General features: G+C 64.7%; 2 protein-coding genes. One reads left to right on the plus strand and one right to left on the minus strand.

Translation table 11 applies throughout. From position 1 onward, the window contains the following. Nucleotides 1-847, plus strand: an 847-nt coding sequence (locus ACSFA2_RS25445; RefSeq protein WP_435458114.1) for an LPS-assembly protein LptD, incomplete at its 5' end; no start/stop codon positions are given. 22 nt (nt 848-869) lie between these two features. Here ACSFA2_RS25445 and ACSFA2_RS25450 read toward each other — a convergent pair. After that, a partial coding sequence (locus ACSFA2_RS25450; RefSeq protein WP_435458115.1) for a transporter substrate-binding domain-containing protein occupies nt 870-1372 on the minus strand: 503 nt, incomplete at its 5' end.

Consider the following 1372-nt stretch of genomic DNA (forward strand, 5'->3'; position numbering starts at 1 on the left):
GCGCGCCTACTACGTCTACACGCCGTACCGCAACCAGAGCATGCTGCCGAACTACGATTCGGCGGCCAACGACTTCAGCTTTGCGACCATCTACACCGAGAACGCGTTCTCGGGCGGTGACCGCGTCTCGGACACCAATGCCCTCACGCTCGGCGTGACCTCGCGCCTGATCGATCCGGCCACCGGCGTCGAGGCCGCGCGCTTCGGCATCGCGCAGCGGCTGCGCTTCAGCGATCAGAAGGTCACGCTGCCCGGCGGCACGCCGGTGACCGACCGCGCGAGTGACCTGCTCGTGGGCGCCCAGATCAACTGGACGCCCAAGTGGAGCCTGGACACCCTCGTGCAGTACAACCCCGACACGCGCAAGTCGGAGCGTTCGGCAATCAGCGCGCGCTACAACCCCGAGCCGTATCACAACCTGAGCGCGGCCTTCCGCTACCAGGCGGACAGCAGCTCGACCGCGGACGACGGCACGAAGACGGTGGACTTCAACTGGCAGTGGCCGCTGAGCGAGCTGACGAGGGGCCTCTTCGGCAACAAGTCGCCCACGGACCCGGGACGCTGGTACGCAGTGGGGCGGCTGAGCTACAGCCTGCACGATCACGCAATGTCGGACAGCCTGATCGGCGCGGAATACAACGCCTGCTGCTGGGTGGGCCGTGTCGTGCTCGAACGGCTGGTAACGGGCCGCACGACGCCCGACACGCGGCTGATGTTCCAGATCCAGTTCAACGGCTTCGGCAACATCGGCTCGAACCCGACGAGCACGCTGCTGCAGAACATCCAGGGCTATCAGCCGCTGAACGCGCCTACGCAGGAGCCGAGCCGCTTCACCAACTACGACTAGTGCGGCTCAGCTCAGGCCGGCTTCAGGGCAGCAGTTCGAACTTCAGGTCGGCCAGCGGCATGACCTTCTCTTCGCGCACCATCTTGTATTCGGTGTTCGGGCCCAGCCACTTGGCCCAGAGGCGGTCGAGCTCGCCCGACTTCTCCAGCGCGTAGAGGGCTGCATTCACCTTGGACAGCAGCACGGGCTCGTCCTTCTTCATGCCGATGCCGATGGGCTGGAGCACCATCGGGTCCTTGATCATCTTCAGCGCGACGCCTTCGGTCTTCGACTGGTTGACCAGCTTGGTGATGGTCATGGTGTTGGCGACCATGCCGACCGACTTGTTCTGCTGCACCGCCATGAAGGCCGAGCCCGTGTCCTGAAACGTGACCGGCTCAGAGCCGTTCATCTTGATCGACATCTCGGAGGTGGAGCCCTTGGTCGAGCTCAGGCGCTTGCCCTTGAAGTCGGCCTTGGCCGTGCCGGGGTCGGAAGCCTTCACGGCCAGCATTTCCTTGGCCACGTAGTACGGGTCGCTGAACT

Origin of the sequence: Variovorax cryoconiti (assembly GCF_051216395.1) — a bacterium.
GTDB lineage: Bacteria > Pseudomonadota > Gammaproteobacteria > Burkholderiales > Burkholderiaceae_C > Variovorax.